This window comes from Bacillus sp. PK6-026 (assembly GCF_054161455.1).
In genome coordinates this window covers 40,001-56,100 of record NZ_CP096418.1, presented here as the reverse complement: position 1 = coordinate 56,100, position 16,100 = coordinate 40,001, and the positions used below count along the sequence as shown (strand labels likewise).

17 protein-coding genes and 1 pseudogene are annotated in these 16,100 nt (G+C 43.9%); 1 reads left to right on the top strand and 17 read right to left on the bottom strand.

Going from position 1 to position 16,100, the window contains the following annotated elements:
• Nucleotides 1–157: 157 nt before the first annotated feature.
• The 5 genes from rsmA to metG form a co-directional block, all read right to left on the bottom strand.
• Complete coding sequence (rsmA, locus tag M1D59_RS00295; RefSeq protein WP_020449803.1) at nucleotides 158–1,036, bottom strand: 16S rRNA (adenine(1518)-N(6)/adenine(1519)-N(6))-dimethyltransferase RsmA; 879 nt, start codon at nucleotides 1,034–1,036, stop codon at nucleotides 158–160.
• The gene (gene rnmV, locus M1D59_RS00290; RefSeq protein WP_020449802.1) at nucleotides 1,029–1,589 is read right to left on the bottom strand and encodes a ribonuclease M5; all 561 of its coding nucleotides are present in this window, start codon (nucleotides 1,587–1,589) and stop codon (nucleotides 1,029–1,031) included. Before rnmV ends, rsmA begins: the two co-directional genes overlap by 8 nt.
• A gap of 167 nt (nucleotides 1,590–1,756) precedes the next feature.
• Nucleotides 1,757–2,953 carry a G5 and 3D domain-containing protein gene (locus tag M1D59_RS00285; protein ID WP_020449801.1) on the bottom strand — a complete coding sequence of 399 codons (1,197 nt, stop codon included), beginning with the start codon at nucleotides 2,951–2,953 and terminating at the stop codon, nucleotides 1,757–1,759.
• A 244-nt stretch (nucleotides 2,954–3,197) separates the two neighbouring features.
• Entirely contained in the window at nucleotides 3,198–3,965 is a 768-nt protein-coding gene (locus tag M1D59_RS00280) for a TatD family hydrolase (protein WP_020449800.1), read from the bottom strand.
• 83 nt (nucleotides 3,966–4,048) lie between these two features.
• Nucleotides 4,049–6,037 (bottom strand): methionine--tRNA ligase, encoded by a 1,989-nt coding sequence (gene metG, locus M1D59_RS00275; protein ID WP_020449799.1) that lies wholly within the window; start codon nucleotides 6,035–6,037, stop codon nucleotides 4,049–4,051.
• 507 nt (nucleotides 6,038–6,544) lie between these two features.
• Between metG and M1D59_RS00270 the strand changes: the two genes are divergently transcribed.
• Nucleotides 6,545–6,835 (top strand): AbrB/MazE/SpoVT family DNA-binding domain-containing protein, encoded by a 291-nt coding sequence (locus tag M1D59_RS00270; protein ID WP_085959887.1) that lies wholly within the window; start codon nucleotides 6,545–6,547, stop codon nucleotides 6,833–6,835.
• Nucleotides 6,836–6,884: 49 nt separating this feature from the next.
• Here M1D59_RS00270 and rsmI read toward each other — a convergent pair whose 3' ends face one another.
• From rsmI to M1D59_RS00210, 12 genes and pseudogenes are all read right to left on the bottom strand, one after another.
• Nucleotides 6,885–7,760, bottom strand: a complete 876-nt coding sequence (gene rsmI, locus M1D59_RS00265) for a 16S rRNA (cytidine(1402)-2'-O)-methyltransferase (RefSeq protein ID WP_142238597.1) — start codon at nucleotides 7,758–7,760, stop codon at nucleotides 6,885–6,887.
• Complete coding sequence (locus M1D59_RS00260; protein WP_020449797.1) at nucleotides 7,735–8,028, bottom strand: GIY-YIG nuclease family protein; 294 nt, start codon at nucleotides 8,026–8,028, stop codon at nucleotides 7,735–7,737. The genes rsmI and M1D59_RS00260 overlap by 26 nt, the downstream gene beginning before the upstream one ends.
• On the bottom strand, nucleotides 8,015–8,758 hold the full coding sequence (locus M1D59_RS00255) for a tRNA1(Val) (adenine(37)-N6)-methyltransferase (protein WP_020449796.1): 744 nt from the start codon (nucleotides 8,756–8,758) through the stop codon (nucleotides 8,015–8,017). Before M1D59_RS00255 ends, M1D59_RS00260 begins: the two co-directional genes overlap by 14 nt.
• A 64-nt stretch (nucleotides 8,759–8,822) precedes the next feature.
• Complete coding sequence (gene yabA / locus M1D59_RS00250) at nucleotides 8,823–9,185, bottom strand: DNA replication initiation control protein YabA (RefSeq protein WP_020449795.1); 363 nt, start codon at nucleotides 9,183–9,185, stop codon at nucleotides 8,823–8,825.
• Nucleotides 9,186–9,199: 14 nt separating this feature from the next.
• Nucleotides 9,200–10,027 carry a PSP1 domain-containing protein gene (locus M1D59_RS00245; RefSeq protein WP_020449794.1) on the bottom strand — a complete coding sequence of 276 codons (828 nt, stop codon included), beginning with the start codon at nucleotides 10,025–10,027 and terminating at the stop codon, nucleotides 9,200–9,202.
• 2 nt (nucleotides 10,028–10,029) lie between these two features.
• Nucleotides 10,030–11,020, bottom strand: a pseudogene (gene holB / locus M1D59_RS00240) (DNA polymerase III subunit delta').
• A gap of 11 nt (nucleotides 11,021–11,031) precedes the next feature.
• Nucleotides 11,032–11,472 carry a YaaR family protein gene (locus M1D59_RS00235; protein WP_020449792.1) on the bottom strand — a complete coding sequence of 147 codons (441 nt, stop codon included), beginning with the start codon at nucleotides 11,470–11,472 and terminating at the stop codon, nucleotides 11,032–11,034.
• A gap of 11 nt (nucleotides 11,473–11,483) precedes the next feature.
• The gene (locus M1D59_RS00230) at nucleotides 11,484–11,813 is read right to left on the bottom strand and encodes a cyclic-di-AMP receptor (protein ID WP_003178156.1); all 330 of its coding nucleotides are present in this window, start codon (nucleotides 11,811–11,813) and stop codon (nucleotides 11,484–11,486) included.
• A gap of 74 nt (nucleotides 11,814–11,887) precedes the next feature.
• Complete coding sequence (gene tmk / locus M1D59_RS00225; protein ID WP_096747833.1) at nucleotides 11,888–12,526, bottom strand: dTMP kinase; 639 nt, start codon at nucleotides 12,524–12,526, stop codon at nucleotides 11,888–11,890.
• Nucleotides 12,523–13,965, bottom strand: a complete 1,443-nt coding sequence (locus tag M1D59_RS00220) for an aminotransferase class I/II-fold pyridoxal phosphate-dependent enzyme (RefSeq protein WP_458117708.1) — start codon at nucleotides 13,963–13,965, stop codon at nucleotides 12,523–12,525. Before M1D59_RS00220 ends, tmk begins: the two co-directional genes overlap by 4 nt.
• A 139-nt stretch (nucleotides 13,966–14,104) precedes the next feature.
• A complete protein-coding gene (locus tag M1D59_RS00215; RefSeq protein ID WP_328031813.1) occupies nucleotides 14,105–15,298 on the bottom strand; it encodes a toxic anion resistance protein in 1,194 nt (397 codons plus the stop codon).
• A gap of 16 nt (nucleotides 15,299–15,314) precedes the next feature.
• Nucleotides 15,315–15,932 carry a 5-bromo-4-chloroindolyl phosphate hydrolysis family protein gene (locus M1D59_RS00210; protein ID WP_101561970.1) on the bottom strand — a complete coding sequence of 206 codons (618 nt, stop codon included), beginning with the start codon at nucleotides 15,930–15,932 and terminating at the stop codon, nucleotides 15,315–15,317.
• Between the last annotated feature and the right edge of the window lie 168 nt (nucleotides 15,933–16,100).

The following is a 16,100-nucleotide window of genomic DNA, read 5'->3' as shown; positions in this document are numbered from 1 at the left end:
TTTTCACTCCACACATAGACTAAGCCCCATCCTGATGAATATAAAGCAATGAAAAGTAAAGGTGCTTCTTTAGCCTATGTGCCCGCCCTTCAAGTGGTGAACGGATGACAAGCCTGATCAGGCTTAAAGCCCGGCTTCAAATAAAAAAAGCCCTCCATTAAAGAAGGACTGCTCTCAAGCGGTCAGATAAGACGGCGAACTCTTCAATGCTCAGCGATTCTCCGCGTCGTTTTCCGTCGATTTGTGAATCCTGAAGCGCTCTTTCAATTTTTGATTTATTCTCTTTGCCATTCGGCAGGTTGTTAACGAGGTTGTTGAAAAGCGTTTTTCGGCGCTGTGCAAAGCTGGATTTTACGACTTGAAAGAAAAAGGCTTCATCTTGAACCGCGACAGCCGGTTCTCCCCTCAGCGTCAGCCTGATGACCGCGGAATCCACGTTAGGCTGAGGGACAAATACAGTCTTTGGCACATTCATGACCGTTTTGGCTTCGGTATAAAACTGAACCGCGATGGAAAGGGACCCGTATTCCTTTGTAGAAGGTTTCGCAGCCATTCGGTCCGCCACCTCTTTTTGAAGCATGACGACGATCCCTTTCAGCGGCAGATTTTCTTCTAAAAGCTTCATGATGATCGGAGTCGTGACGTAATACGGGAGGTTGGCGACAACCATCACCTCATCGCAGTCTTGAAACTGCTCGTCCATTACCGCCCGGACATCGGCTTTCAGGACATCCTGGTGAATGACAGTCACATTATCATACGGAGAAAGCGTATCTTTTAAAATCGGCAGGAGCCTTTGGTCGATTTCGAAGGCCGTCACTTTCTTCGCACGCTTTGCCAGCTGCTCGGTCAATGCCCCGATCCCCGGACCGATTTCAATCACGCCGGTACGCTCCGTCACTCCCGCATGGTCGACAATTCTGTCCAATATGTTCGTATCAATCAAGAAGTTCTGCCCCAGGCTTTTTTTGAATGAAAATCCGTATTTATTGAGAATTTCCTTAGTTCTAATTGGGGTGGCGATATCTTTATTCATGCTCTTCCTCCCGCAGCACAACATCCAGTGCGCTTAAATAATCACTCTTTTTGATCTGAAACATTTGCAGCCGCTTTTGAAGCTGTTTCCCATTTGTATAGCCGATATTCAATATCTCGCCGAGCCGCTCCCGCCTTTGTTTTGCCAGAGGGCCCCCGATCAGGCCGGCTTCGATTAAATCCCGAGCCTCAATCTCAGGTTCCGTCGCCTCCATTTCCTCCTGAACGGTTTTTAAGCATTCGCGGATTGCCTCAAGCGAAGCATGTTCAACACCGATTCCGCGCTTATTTTTAGGCTTTGCCAAATGCTTGGGTAAAAATGCATGCTTGCAGCCGGGGACTTTTTCTGCAATCGTTTTTCTGATTTTTTCCCCCGGGAAATCAGGATCGGTTAAAATAATGACCCCGCGCGTTTCCTGGGCAAGCCGAATCCGTTTGATGACGTCTTCCCCTATGGCAGATCCGTTCGTTTCAATCGTATCAGCATCAACAGCCGATTTGATTTTTGCTGTGTCATCACGGCCTTCGACAACAATGATTTCTTTAATCTTCATTTCTTCCTCCGTATAGTGAAAAACCTTTTATTACATTTTTAAAATTATTGAAACCTTTTTGTAATAAAACCGTCTAATTAATTAGAAAACAAGATGGATCTATTATAACCAAAAAAACAGAGGGCGCAAAATCCCTCTGCTTATATAAGAAGCGTAATAAATGATATTTAGTTCAACACCTTGATTTTAACTCTTTTGTTACCCCAGCGGTAAGCTGTAGACTTACTCGGAAAGAATACATCGATTTTACGGCCTTTGATGGCTGAGCCTGTATCGGCTGCAACCGCGTAGCCATATCCTTCTACATGTACTTTAGAACCCAGCGGAATGACGCTCGGATCGACAGCGATCACTTTAGCACCCGGATTATTTTTCAAGTTAACGCCGGTCGCAGTGTGGCCAGAGCATCCGTTGCAGCTTGCCGTATAAGCTGTAGAGGATACATAAAATTCTTTTCCTGAGGATTGATTTCCGCGCGATACATTCGCGCTGACTGTAGCCACTGCGGCTTGCTTTGTACCGACAGCAATGATTTTGGCTTTGCTTTCAGCGGCTGTTTCCTCTTTAACCAGTTCTCTGGAAACTTCCTTGCCGTTTTTCATCACAACGGCATAGTGCTTTTTAAGCTTGCCATGTTTACCGTCCCGTACAACTTTTTCTTTCCCCTTTTCAAGTGAATCGTCCTCTTTTTTGCGGACTTCAAAAGGGATGTTCTCTTCCACTACATCGGTGACTTTTTTGATACGAGTAATGTGAATCGCCTGATCTTTTGTCAGCTTTTTATCAAGCGCAGGCTTAACTTCATCATCGCCTTTTATGCTGATCTTATGATGTTTTAAAAAGTCAGCGACCGTAGTCGAAGTCGTCCATATATCTTTATCTTTACCGGCATCCTTTACGGTTACTTTAAAAGCCCTTTGCAAAGTCAGCTTCATGTCTTTCGTTATTTCTTTATCAACTGAGGGTTCAATTTGATCGTGTTCCGCCAACTCTAGATTTAAATCTTTCAGCAGTTTGCCGACAGTACCCGCTGTTGTCCAGATTTCTTTTTCCTGTCCGTCGACCGCGAAATGAACAGGTTTTGCGGCAACATACTCAACATTCGTGTTCGCCGTTAATTTTGTATCTTCAGCGGGAGAGATGTGATCTTCTTTCCTCGTCTCGATGTCTAAGCTTTTCAGCAGTTCACCTACGGTTTCCGCATTCGTGCGAACATCCTGCTTTTTCCCGTTTATCGAAATGGTGACTTGCTGTTTAGCGAGCTCATGTGCTCCGTAAGCAGTTCCGCTTCCTGCGACAAGCAGTCCAGCAGCAATCAGTATCCATCTGCTTTTGCTAAGCTTTACGGAAAACAGCTTTTTCATTTTTTGTATGATGAAAAACGCCTCCTTCTCCTCGGGGAGATTATATAGAGTATCTACAAGCCTGTCAACCCTCCTCTCTATTTCTCCGCAAGCCCGCCATCTCTTTTATTATGGGAAAACCACCTCATAAAAGAAAGAAAGACTTGTCGACAAAGATATCCTATGAGTGCAAACAGACATGTAGAACTTTTTAGAACCGTCCCCCGAAGAGACAAGCTTGAACAAGGCTCGATATCAAATCGTGTCAGCTGATGCCGAAAAGTTTTTTTGCATTTTCTGTGGTGATGGCCGCTATTTCTTCATAAGTCATCCCTTTCAATTCAGCAATCTGTTCGGCGACAAGCTTCACATAGCTTGGTTCATTCCGCTTTCCTCTGTATGGATGCGGCGTTAAATACGGGCAGTCCGTCTCAATTAAAAGTCGGTCATTTGGTATTTGTTTGACCACTTCCTTCGGCTTTTTGGCATTTTTAAATGTGACGGGACCGCCGAAAGATAGGTAGAAATTCATATTTATGCACTCTTGTGCAATTTCGGCGCTTCCGGTATAACAGTGCATGATCCCGCCGACTTCCTCGGCCCCTTCTTCCCGCAAAATAGAAACGACATCCTCTGTTGCATCACGGTTGTGAATCACGATTGGCAAGCCGACTTCTTTTGCCAAAGCAATCTGTTTTCTGAACACCTCTTTTTGAACGTCCTTCGGCGACTTATCCCAATGATAATCAAGTCCCATTTCACCGATCGCCACAACTTTTTCATGGGCAGAGAGGTCTTTGATCCAAGCCAAATCTTCATCGGTCATATCAATTGCATCAACCGGATGCCACCCGATGGCAGCATAAATAAAATCGTATGCTTCAATCAATTCCATTGCGCGCTTAATCGTCGGACGATCGAATCCCACAACAACAATGTGCTCCACTTTTTCTTCCTTTGCCCGAGCAATGACTTCTTCCAAATCCTCATTAAATTGCTCGGCATTTAAATGTGCATGTGTATCAAATAACATCAAAATGCCACCTTTTTTAGATATTGTCGAAAAACAAAAGGTGTTCGACGAAATGTTACACGTGGAACACCCTTTGCCAACATTTATTTGATTCGCGTTCCGTTTGATAATGAACTGTCTACCGCTGCAAGCGACAGAACGCCGTTGTCTTCTCCAGCCAATATCATGCCTTGAGAAAGTTCTCCTCTTAGTTTGACCGGTTTTAAGTTTGTTACACAAATGACTTTCCGGCCGACAAGCTCTTCAGGTTTGTAGTGCTTGGCAATTCCTGAAACGACCTGGCGTTTTTCAAAGCCCAAATCAAGCTGAAGCTTTAACAGACGGTCCGCTTTTTTGACGGGTTCGGCATGGATGACTTCAGCCACTCTCAGCTCCGTGCTCATAAAATCGTCTATCGTGATTTCCGGAAGCCTTTCAGTTGCTTTTTCCTCTTGTTTCGGTTCTTCTTTTGGAGCCGTTCCCTGCATTTTTGATTTGATATAAGCGACTTCATCTTCCGCTTCAAGACGCGGGAACAACGGTTCTCCTTTTTGAACTTTGACCGATTTCAGCTGGCCGAAGCTTTTAATGCTGTCCCAGGTTTTCAATGACGCATCCGTAACACCGAGCTGTGCAAAAATCTTTTCAGGCGTCTGCGTTAAGAACGGCTGCAGCAATACAGCAGTGATGCGCAACGACTCTGCCAAATGGTACATGACCGATTGAAGATCTTTTTCTTTGTCCTTATCTTTTGCCAGTACCCATGGGGCTGTCTCGTCAATGTATTTATTCGTTCTGCTGACAAACTGCCACAATGAAGAAAGCGCTACAGAAAACTCCATATTTTCGATCGCCTGTTCGTACGCTTCAATTGTCTTTTGTGAGAATGATGACAACTGTTCGTCAAAAGCGGTAACCGGGCCTTCGTATGACTGAACCCGGCCGTCAAAGTATTTGTTGACCATGGCGACCGTTCTGTTTAACAGGTTGCCTAAATCATTCGCTAAATCATAGTTAATCCGCTCGACAAATCCTTCCGGTGTAAATACGCCGTCAGAACCGAACGGCACTTCGCGGAGAAGATAATAACGCAATGCATCAAGTCCGTATTTGTCGATTAATGTGACTGGATCGACCACATTTCCTTTTGATTTAGACATTTTTCCGTCTTTCATCAGCAGCCATCCGTGGGCAAAAACTTTTTTCGGCAGCGGAAGGTCCAATGCCATCAGCATAATCGGCCAGTAAATGGTATGGAAACGGACGATCTCTTTACCGACAAGATGAACGTCTGCCGGCCAATATTTTTGATAATTTTCATCGTTTGCCGTATTAAAGCCAAGTGCCGTAATGTAATTAAACAGCGCGTCTATCCAAACATAGATGACATGCTTCGGGTTGCCGGGCACTTTTATTCCCCAGTCGAACGTCGTCCGGGAAACAGCCAAATCCTCAAGACCCGGTTTAATAAAGTTGTTGATCATTTCATTTTTGCGGGATTCAGGCTGAATGAATTCAGGATTTTCTTCATAGAAAGCGAGCAGCCGGTCCGCATATTTTCCCATGCGGAAGAAGTAAGATTCCTCTTTGATTAACTCAACGGGATGGCCGCTGTCAGGACTTTTTCCTCCGATTACCTCGCCTTTTTCGTTTCGCTCAACATCAACGAGCTGGGTTTCGGTGTAAAACGTTTCGTCAGGTATGCTGTACCAGCCTTCATATTCATCAAGATATATATCACCATTGTCAAGCAGCTTCTGAAAAACCTTTTCGATCACGTTTTTATGACGTTCCTCTGTCGTCCGTATGAAATCGTCATTGGATATGTCGAGCTTTTTCCAAAGCTGCTGAATGTCTTCTGCCGCACGATCGACCAATTCCTGCGGAGTAATATTTTCCTTCTCCGCCGTTTGCTGGATTTTTTGTCCGTGCTCATCTGTACCTGTTAAGTACCTGACATCAAAGCCTCTCAGTCTTTTATACCGAGCCATCGCATCACCGGCAACGGTTGTGTAGGCATGTCCAATATGTAGCTTTCCACTTGGGTAATAAATGGGTGTAGTGATGTAAAACGTATTTTTTTCTTGCGGCATGATGGAACCTCCCAATTAAAATGTCAAAAAACTCCCGCCCAAAGGACGAGAGCGGCATGTGTATTCATTCAGTATATACTCAATATATAATCCCTCTTTATATGATACCATCTTAGCCTTCAAGTTCAAGAAAATATACATTGTCGATCCATCATGAATACGGTCGATTACAAATTTTTTAACAGAAAGAAATATTATACTTCGACAAAAAAATGCTTTCATTGTCGAATAATGTCGTATATAATCGATATGAGGAAAAACCTTAGTTCGAAAGTCTTGATTTAAGGGCTTTTTTTTGATTGATCCTACTGTTTTATCATCTTCATTTCCCTTGTTACATCAGTTCTTCCAAGGTCTTTTGACTATATGATCTAATTTTTACAAACAATAGAAAAGAAAATGATTGACGTTTATTGGAAACCTTGTTATGCTAGGACTGTAAGGATTTTGTCGAATAATGACGAAGATAATAAACACCTATAAAAATAACAATCTTTCGGGAGGAGAATGAATATGAAATCTACAGGTATTGTACGTAAAGTTGATGAGCTAGGACGCGTGGTGATTCCGATCGAACTTCGCCGTACGCTTGGAATCGCGGAAAAAGACGCTCTTGAAATCTATGTAGATGACGAAAAAATCATCTTGAAAAAATATAAACCAAACATGACTTGCCAAGTTACAGGTGAAGTTTCTGATGACAACCTTAAACTTGCAGGCGGTAAATTGGTTCTTAGCCCTGAAGGCGCTGAGCAAATCATTAACGAAATTCAAGCACAACTTCAATCTCAAAAATAATTATTTTGATTATACAAAAACCGCTCTTGCCGAAGCAAGGGCGGTTTTTTTAGTTTTGAATATGATAAGCGTCATAAATTTTCCGTTTCGGAACGCCGCGGTCTACCGCGGTTTTTTTAATGGCTTCTTTTGAATGATATCCTTCGCTGATATAATGCTCGACATGTTCTTTTTCTGAAAGGTGCTCCCACCAGAACGACTCTTCGATCGTTTCTTCACGGCTTCCCTCGATCACAAGGCAAAACTCTCCGCGCACCTGTTCCTGTTCAGCCCATGTGAGTGCTTCTTCGATCGAACCTCTGATAAACTCTTCAAATTTTTTCGTGAGTTCCCTTGTCAATGCGATTTGCCGGTTGCCGAATACCTCTCTGATGGCTGACAAGGTTTCTTTCAGCCGATGCGGGGACTCGTAAAAAATCATCGTCTCCTGTCTGTTTTTCAAAGCCTCGAGCTGTTTTTTCCTTTCCCGTTTGTTACGGTCCAAAAAACCGAAAAAGAAAAACGGCTGCGGCGCAATGCCTGAGGCTATCAGTGCGGTCAAAGCGGCATTTGCACCGGGCAAAGGCACGACATAACCGCCCATTTCGATAAAATCGCGGACGATTTCAGCCCCGGGGTCAGATATTGTCGGCATTCCGGCGTCACTGACCAGCGCGACATTTTTACCTTCTTTCAGCCATTCCAAAATTTTGTGTCCGCTGCTTTCTTTATTGTGTTCATGGTAGCTGACAAGCTGTGTCTCGATTTCGTATACATGGCACAATTTCTTCGTCTGCCTCGTATCCTCCGCAGCGATAATGTCCGCCTCTTTCAACACAGAAACCGCTCGAAATGTCATATCCTCCAAATTGCCGATGGGTGTCGGAACGAGATATAACATGCCCATGTCTGATTTTTGGTCAAAGCTCTTTTGCCGGTTGATAATCAACACCCTCCCGTCTTTTTTCTTCTATATAACGTTCTTTGTTCTTTCTCGATAATTTTTTAAAATAGTATTCGGCCTGCATCGCCTCTCGCTTTGTTGAAAAGCACTCTGCATAATGGAGTTTTACCGGCAGCCTTGCCCTCGTATACTTCGCGCCTTTCCCGTCATTATGGGTTTTCAGGCGCTTCTCGATATTGTTTGTATAGCCGGCGTACAAGCTACCGTCCCGGCACGAAAGCACGTAAAAATAATGGCTACTCGTCTCCATATAAAATCTTCCTTATTTCAGGTGTATATTGATCTTGTTCATCATATACGAATAAAGGAGGCAGAATTTTCAGGTCAGGCCGGCCGTCTTTTATTCCTTCCACTAAAATGGTGTTGGCCTCTTTACTTTTTTTCGGGTAAACAAACTGGACGCGCTTCGGCTCGATTTGGAAGGCCTTCATCAATTCAAAGATTTCGAGCAGCCTCCCCGGCCGGTGAACGAGAGCGAGTTTGCCGCCCTGCTTTAACAGCTTGCTGCTGACGCGAACGACGTCTTCAAGCGTGCAGTAAATTTCATGTCTGGCAATGGCCAGATGTTCATTTAAGTTTTGCTCCGTTTTTTGCGGCGTCTTGAAATAAGGAGGATTGCATGTGACGACATCAGCTTTATTATATCCGAGCACCTGCGGCATATTGTTCAAGTCGTCCCTGATGAGATGAATCTGTTTTTGTAGGTTGTTGTATTCCACGCTGCGGAGAGCCATGTCATACAGCCTTTCCTGAATTTCCACCCCGGTGATGGCGGCTTTTGTGCGGGTGCTGAGAAGCAGCGGAACAATCCCGTTCCCTGTGCACAGATCAATGATGTTTCCTTTTTGTATCGGAACATATGCAAATTTCGACAGCAGAACGGCGTCTAAGGAAAACGCAAAAACTGTCGGGCTTTGCACGATTTTCATATCTTCTGCAAGTAAATAATCCAGTCGTTCATCGTCTTTTAATTGAATCATGTCTTTTCCCTTTCCTAAACACATTGTACCGTTAAAAAGGCTTCCGTTCCGCCGGAAGCCTTTCTTATTTTTTATTTAAGAACGAGAGGCAGAACAGGCAGTCTCCTTCTTTGCGAACACTTCCGTAATGGATGTTGCAAATATGGAAACCCTCCTGATACAGGCGCGCCAAATTATCATGGCCTTCTCCAATATCAGCATGCCCTGTCTTTTCTGCTTTTATCTCTTTTTCATCGGATTTTGCGTTTTTTAGCCTTTGATCCGTTTCTTCCAGCCTCTTGCGCAAATGCTCGTTTTCAAGCTGTAAATGATTGTTTTCTTCAATCATTTCCCCGATATGCTGCTTGAGATCTCCAAGCTGGCGGTAAAGGGACCCGATTTGTTCTTCTAAACTTATCACTGTATCAAACAATTCTTTTTTATCCAAGGTTTCACACCTCGTTAATCTGTGGTTTGTGCAGATACGACACCTTCTTGCAACAGCTCATCCCACGTATATTCAACGACTTTGTCACAGTCTGTCAGTTCAACTTGGAGAATGCGTTCAAGAATATTCAAGCCGACGACTTTTGCCGGGCCGTTGGACGTGGCGATCACTTCCCCAATATCCGGAAGCTGTTCTTTTGCTGTTTCGTATTCATCGTTTTCATATTTCAGACAGCACATCAGCCGTCCGCATAGTCCGGAAATCTTCGTCGGATTCAGCGACAGATTTTGATCCTTTGCCATTTTAATAGACACGGGCTCAAAATCACCTAAAAATGTGGAACAGCAAAGCATTCTTCCGCACGGTCCGATGCCGCCCAGCATCTTCGCTTCATCCCTGACGCCGATTTGCCTCAGTTCGATTCTCGTTTTAAAGATTGACGCCAAATCTTTGACGAGTTCTCTAAAATCGACTCTTCCGTCAGCCGTAAAATAAAAAATGACTTTGTTGCGGTCAAAAGTGAATTCCACATCGACCAGCTTCATCTCAAGGCCGTGCTCGTTAACCTTTTTCTGGCAGACATCAAAGGCGGACAGCGCAGCTTCTTGATTCTCTTCAACGATCAGGCGGTCGCGCTCATCCGCAACTCTGATCACTTTTCTTAAAGGCAGCACGACATCGTTCTCGTCTACTTTCTTGTTGGCGATGACAACCTGCCCGTATTCAACACCGCGAACCGTTTCGACGATCACACAGCTGTCTTTATCTATCTGAAATCCGTTCGGATCGAAATAATATATTTTGCCCGCTTTTTTAAAACGGACACCAATAACGTTGTACAAGCTTATCCCTCCTGCAGCATTAAAACCAAGTGCTCCATTAATCCTTGAGCATTCACATTGGAATAAAGCCGTTTTTTTTGCTTCTAAAACAGCAAGTATCTGGTTTGTCACTCTTTGTTGTGTTGTTTGCAGCGCATGCTGTTTTAATGATTGGAATAAGTCCTGAAATAGTATTTTATCTTCATGTCCCAACTGAATGGACAACACGTCGCGATATATAAATAAAAGCATATCAAGACCCATTTCTTGGTGGTCTTTCTCCTTGAAAAAGGGCATCCACTGATCTTGAATATAGAAAAAAGCATGTCCTTTTCGCTGGTGTAAGACTTCATACAATTTTATCACTTTCGCTCGCGACTCTGCAAACTGATCATTTCGACTCAATTCGAGCGCTTCCGATAAATTGTTTGTCATATTCGACAAAAGGGCAGCAATATTCGGTGAGACCTCTTGTTTGATCAGTTCCTTTTCAATTGATTCGGGCTGCAACGACTGAAAGGATAAAACTTGGCATCTCGATATGATCGTATCGAGCAATTTTTGCGGCTGTTCCGTTAAAAGAACAGCGATTGTATCGCTGCTCGGCTCCTCTAAAAACTTCAGAAGGCTGTTCGCCGCATTGACCGTCATTTGATCGGCATGGGAGATAATGTACAGCTTTTTATGCGATTCCAAACCGGTCTTTGAAAACTCTTCCTGAAGCGCCTGAATTTGTCCCTTTTTAATCGAAAGTCCGTCCGGATGCACGACGTGAACGTCCGGATGGTTTCCTGATTCAATCCGCTGGCAGTTCCGGCACGACTCACATGGCTCCGCTCCGTCTTCAAGGCAAAAAAAGCTTTTTGCCAGAAGGGTTGCCGCGTCTAATTTGCCCGTCCCTTTGCGCCCTTCAAATAAATAGGCATGGGCAAGCCGGTTTCTTTCTATACTATTTTGCAAAAGCTTCATGACCCGTGGCTGAAGCTTCTGCATTTCTGTCCAGGTTGTAGCCATACCATCACTCTCTATGTGTAAAGGTTTATCAGTAAACCCTTGATTTCGCCAATCTGTTCTAAAAGTTCGATAGAAGATTTTTCTTGGTCCATCAGGTCCTCTGTTAATTGCACAAGCTTTTCGTCCAGTTCTTTTACAATGCTCAATGTCCGGCTGTTTCCGTACAGATCGAAGCTTCTTGAATTCTCCACCGTCAGCCCGTTTTCAACGGTCTCTTTTACAAATCGTTTGATCAAGCCTTTGAATCTGGCCAAATCCTTGAAGTTCCTCGACTTTGATAAGCGTTTTCCGAACGCTTCAATATCTGTTAAAAGCATTGTCAACTGTTCAACTCGTAGCTTGCCGCTTTGTATATTCATCTTCTCTTTAAATGAAGCAGAAACGTTTTCTCCTCTTGCAGGCGGAGTCTGCTGTTTCTCTATCATTGTACGCAGTTCTTGACTTATTTTCATATCCTCAACCCTTAAAATTGATGGAATTGCTCGATCGGCAGTACAAAAACGGTTGCTCCGCCCACTTCAACTTCAACGGGATAAGGAACATATGAATCGGCATTTCCGCCCATTGGAGAAACAGGGGCAATCAGCTGATCGCGCTTGCTTCCGTTTTCTTTTATCAAGCTTAAAGCTTTGTCTACTCGAATATCATCTACACCCAACATGAAGGTTGTGTTTCCCGATTTCAAAAAGCCGCCGGTTGACGCCAGTTTAGTCACGCGAAAATTGTGATCGGTTAAAGCCTTTAAAAGCCTATTGCTGTCTTGGTCTTGAACAACAGCGATAATTAACTTCATATGAAAAGCCCCCTTTTGGATGGAAACACTTAAGGATACTCTTGCTACCATTATAACAATGAATGGTAAACAGGTCACAACTGATTTTCTTTTAATACTTCCTTAATGATGTTATTTACCCTTTTTAACACATGTTCAACATTCTGACTGGCATCCACGATCCGAAATCGGCCGGGAAACCGGTTCATAACTTCTTTATAGCCTTTTTGAACAAGCTGATGAAAATGGAGTTTTTCCAGATCAAGCCGGTTCTTCTCTCTGGCATGATTTATATTGATCCGCTTCATTCCCTCTTCCGGGTCGATGTCGAAATAAATCGTCATATTAGGCATCATATTGCCGATCGCAAATTGATTAACAGAAAATACTTCATCAATGCCGAGTCCCCTGGCATACCCCTGATAAGCAAGTGAACTGTCGATGAACCGGTCGCATAAGACGATTTTTCCTTCTTCAAGCGCCGGTTTTACTTTTTCGACAAGGTGCTGCCTTCTTGCGGCTGCATATAATAAGGCTTCGGTTTTTGGATCCATAGCCGTATGACTTGGATTTAAAATAACCTCGCGAATTCGTTCAGATATTTCAATGCCGCCCGGTTCTCTTGTCGCGAGAACAGAATAGCCGTTTTTCGTCAATTGGTCTGCCGCAGCCTGAAGGATTGTCGTTTTCCCCGCACCTTCAGGCCCTTCAAAAGTAATAAATAATCCGTTCATGATTTCTCCTCTTCTATATATACAGTTAATTGCTTTTGTTTGAGCTGATTGCTGCCCTGAATGTGTACATTCAGATCGACGAGCCGCGTCAGCCGGCTGATCGTCCCTTTTGTTATTCTCTCACCCGCCATAATCAACGGTATACCCGGAGGGTACGGTATGACCGGTTCCGCGCTTATTCTGCCCGCGGCTTCCGTAAAAGGAACCGATTCTTTTTTGAAGGCTGACAACTTGCTTTTCCGGTAAGGCAAAGCTGTGACTTTTTCAGAAGGGATTCCGATTCCGGCAGGATAATCGTGTTGAACAGCTGTATCTCTGATTTCTTTGCTGATTGTGCTGATCAGTTCCGGCGCAGGCTTGTTTTTTCCTTCAAGCGGCAGGATCAACAGGACTTGCCTTTCATCTGCCAATTCAGGATGGATGCCGTTTGCTTCAAATATGGATTTCAGTTCAAAACCGGAGTGGCCATACGCTGATCTGACAGACAGCTTAAGCGGATCTTGCTGGATACCGGCATCAGCCGGCTCGACGATCTCGGCTCCGTTTATTTGAGAAAAGGCTTCTCTCATGTTGAGGAGCTCTTTCTCAATATCGGCTGTTCGATTTGTTTTCAAGATATCTTCGGCGTATGCCCTGGCTATATCCAAAGATGCCATGATTGGATAAGAAGGACTGCTGCTTTGAAGTACAGAGAGATAGTATGCCAGTCTGTCCCTGTTCATCCTGCGGCTGTTAATATGCAGATAAGATCCCATTGTCATCGCCGGGAGCGTTTTGTGCGCAGACTGAACGACAACATCGGCGCCCGCTTTCAGCGACGACTGGGGAAATGGATGGCCCAGCACAAAATGGGGGCCGTGAGCCTCGTCGACTAGAACGGGAATGTCGTGTTGATGGGCCTCTTCTATGATCGGCTTCAGATCAACAGCATGTCCGTAGTAATTGGGATATGTCAGCACGATTCCTTTAGCGTGCGGATATTGTGAAATTGCATCTTTTGCCGTTTCGTACAATATATGTGTGGGAACGGCCATCGCCTCATCAATTTCCGGCGTCAAAAAAACCGGATGGGCGCCTGAAAGTTCAATCGCATGAAATACAGACTTATGGCAGTTCCGCTGAACAAGTATCGTGTCACCCGGCTGACAAACAGCCATGATCATCGCCAGATTCCCGACGGTCGAACCATTGACGAGAAAAAAACTTTCTTCCGCGCCATAAAGCCGCGAAACTAAATCCTGCGCTTCTTTGATGACGCCTGATGGCTCATGCAAATCATCCAGACCCGTCAGTTCAGTTAGATCAACTTTGAGAATCGTTTCGAAAAAGGTTTTCGCTTCATCAAAAAAGACATCTCCATTGTGATGTCCCGGAACGTGAAAAGAATAATGATGTCCTTCAGCATGGTTCACCAATGCTGTATATAAAGGTGTCTTCATATAACCGATCCTTTAGTCATCTTCTCTATTTTCTTCGTCACCCTCGTGCTCCCGGGTGACGGTATGACATTCTGCATTTATTATACCCTTCAAGGCGGATTACATAAAGGGCGGACGTTTTGGTAAATGTTTATCTTGCTTATGATAAACGGTTTTGGTTTTCTTTCATGTCCAGCAGCTTAGCCTTGAGACCATCTTCCATTGCCCTTATTTCTTCTTCTGCCTGAAGGCGCTTTGAACGGCCATCTTCTTGAATTTTAAGCGTCTCCTCAAGCGTTCCGATCAGATTGTCCTGCACTTGTTTCAATGTTTCGATATCGATAAAGCCGCGCTCATTTTCCTTGGCAGTTTCGATCGTGTTGGCCTTCAGCATCTCGGCATTTTTCAAGAGCAGTTCGTTTGTTGTGGCTGACACCTTTTTTTGAGCTTCTACGGCTCGGCGCTGCCTCAACAGAGTAAGCGCAATAGCAACCTGATTTTTCCAAAGAGGAATTGCTGTCATAATCGATGATTGGATCTTTTCCGCCAGCACTTGATTTGTGTGTTGGATTAAACGGATTTGCGGGGCGCTCTGCAGTGTAATTTGTCTGCTCAATGTTAAATCATAAACCCGCTTTTCCAGCCGGTCGGCAAACTGAATCATATCATTTACATCCTGAACGGCCATATGATGATGTTCTGTTTTCGATTTCTCTTTTAATTCGGGTATGGTTTGATGTTTTAATTCTTCAAGCTTCAGCTGACCGGCTGCAATATAGACATTCAGCGCTTCATAATATTCTTTATTTTTTTCATACAGCCGTTCGAGCATCTTATTATCATTGATCAGCGCGCTTTTGGAATGCTCAAGTTTTACGCTGATTCTGTCTATTTGGGCGCCGGTTTTTTGATACCTTGATAAGACTTCTTGAACAGAATGGGATACTCTTCCGAAAAAACGGGAAAAAAAGTTCCTTTTTTCAGTTTTCAATTCATCAGGGCTGACCTGTTCAAGCTTTTTCATTAGGTCGCTTAAGACCTGCCCAATTTCACCAATATCTTTTTTTTGGACGTGCTCAAGCATCTCGTGTGAAAAATTCAAGAGTTTGGATTGAGCTTGCGTTCCATACAGAGTCATGCTGTCATGTTGTTTTGGATCGATCTGTTCGGCCAGTTGGAATGCCTGCCGGCGTTTTTCTTCGGATAACGTATCAACCAGATTTACTTGCTGCCCGCGGTGTTCTTCCTCCATGCCGGAAACAGACTTTTCTCCTTGTCCAAAAGGATCGGAAAGCAAATCATCAATTTTAAGCTGTGCGCCAGTTTTGTGTAACGATGGTTTATATTCGCTCATTTTCAGCTTTCCTCCGTCAGCCTTTTTTCATTGAATGCTTTGCGACGTCCAGTTCAAACTCCAAGTGGTCAATGTCTGTTTTCAGCAAGTCATAAAGGTCGTCTTCCAATTGCTTGGCAAGCTTATCGATCATCATGCGTGTTTCGCTTAAAGAAACTTCAAGCTTCGCATTACGTTTTGGCTGTGACGCCAAAAACGCATGCTTTTCCGTCAGTTCAACAATTGAATCAAGGCTTTGATAATAAAAGCGTTCAACCTGGTAAAAACGCTTTGGTTCGTTCTTTGTGATGCTGTAAATTTTTCTGACGATACGGAGAATTTCTATATTTTGTTTAATCGTTTGAATGTTTTTGACTGCGAATAAGGCTTTCCTTAACCGGGCGATTTTCAGCTTAGCTTCCCGCAGATTTTGCTTTATATAGGTATATTCCTGCCGTGTAAGCTGGTTTTCTTTTAAAAACAAATAGGTTCCGTACCATTTCCCGCCAAGATAAACGGCAACCCAGGTTCCGGCTGCATAAGCGGAAGACAGCAGAAACGTCTGGTTAAGCGCGAAGAAGCTGGTGAACCAAAGGAGCACGGACAATGCACTTGCAGCAGTTGCACGAAGCATAAAATGAAGAATCGGTTTCATTACACCACTACTCCTAATATATAAATTTCTTTTTTTATGATTTCTTTATACTACTTTCTAATACGGATATCGGCTAAACAAAGTTTCAGCTCGAAAATCATGGTGTATAGCAAAAAAGACACCTTAACCGTGTCTTCATCACTTTCATTATACCTTTGATCCATACAG

Excerpts from the sequence above, each read along its gene's own strand:
- M1D59_RS00260 (WP_020449797.1), bottom strand. The coding sequence starts at position 8,028 with ATGGAGACGAGTAGCCATTATTTTTACGTGCTTTCGTGCCGGGACGGT.
- rnmV (WP_020449802.1), bottom strand. The coding sequence starts at position 1,589 with ATGAAGATTAAAGAAATCATTGTTGTCGAAGGCCGTGATGACACAGCA.
- rsmA (WP_020449803.1), bottom strand. The coding sequence starts at position 1,036 with ATGAATAAAGATATCGCCACCCCAATTAGAACTAAGGAAATTCTCAAT.
- M1D59_RS00255 (WP_020449796.1), bottom strand. The coding sequence starts at position 8,758 with ATGATTCAATTAAAAGACGATGAACGACTGGATTATTTACTTGCAGAA.
- M1D59_RS00210 (WP_101561970.1), bottom strand. The coding sequence starts at position 15,932 with ATGAAACCGATTCTTCATTTTATGCTTCGTGCAACTGCTGCAAGTGCA.
- M1D59_RS00285 (WP_020449801.1), bottom strand. The coding sequence starts at position 2,953 with ATGAAAAAGCTGTTTTCCGTAAAGCTTAGCAAAAGCAGATGGATACTG.
- M1D59_RS00280 (WP_020449800.1), bottom strand. The coding sequence starts at position 3,965 with ATGTTATTTGATACACATGCACATTTAAATGCCGAGCAATTTAATGAG.
- M1D59_RS00270 (WP_085959887.1), top strand. The coding sequence starts at position 6,545 with ATGAATATGAAATCTACAGGTATTGTACGTAAAGTTGATGAGCTAGGA.
- metG (WP_020449799.1), bottom strand. The coding sequence starts at position 6,037 with ATGCCGCAAGAAAAAAATACGTTTTACATCACTACACCCATTTATTAC.
- tmk (WP_096747833.1), bottom strand. The coding sequence starts at position 12,526 with ATGAACGGATTATTTATTACTTTTGAAGGGCCTGAAGGTGCGGGGAAA.
- M1D59_RS00235 (WP_020449792.1), bottom strand. The coding sequence starts at position 11,472 with ATGAAAATAAGTCAAGAACTGCGTACAATGATAGAGAAACAGCAGACT.
- M1D59_RS00230 (WP_003178156.1), bottom strand. The coding sequence starts at position 11,813 with ATGAAGTTAATTATCGCTGTTGTTCAAGACCAAGACAGCAATAGGCTT.
- M1D59_RS00215 (WP_328031813.1), bottom strand. The coding sequence starts at position 15,298 with ATGAGCGAATATAAACCATCGTTACACAAAACTGGCGCACAGCTTAAA.
- M1D59_RS00220 (WP_458117708.1), bottom strand. The coding sequence starts at position 13,965 with ATGAAGACACCTTTATATACAGCATTGGTGAACCATGCTGAAGGACAT.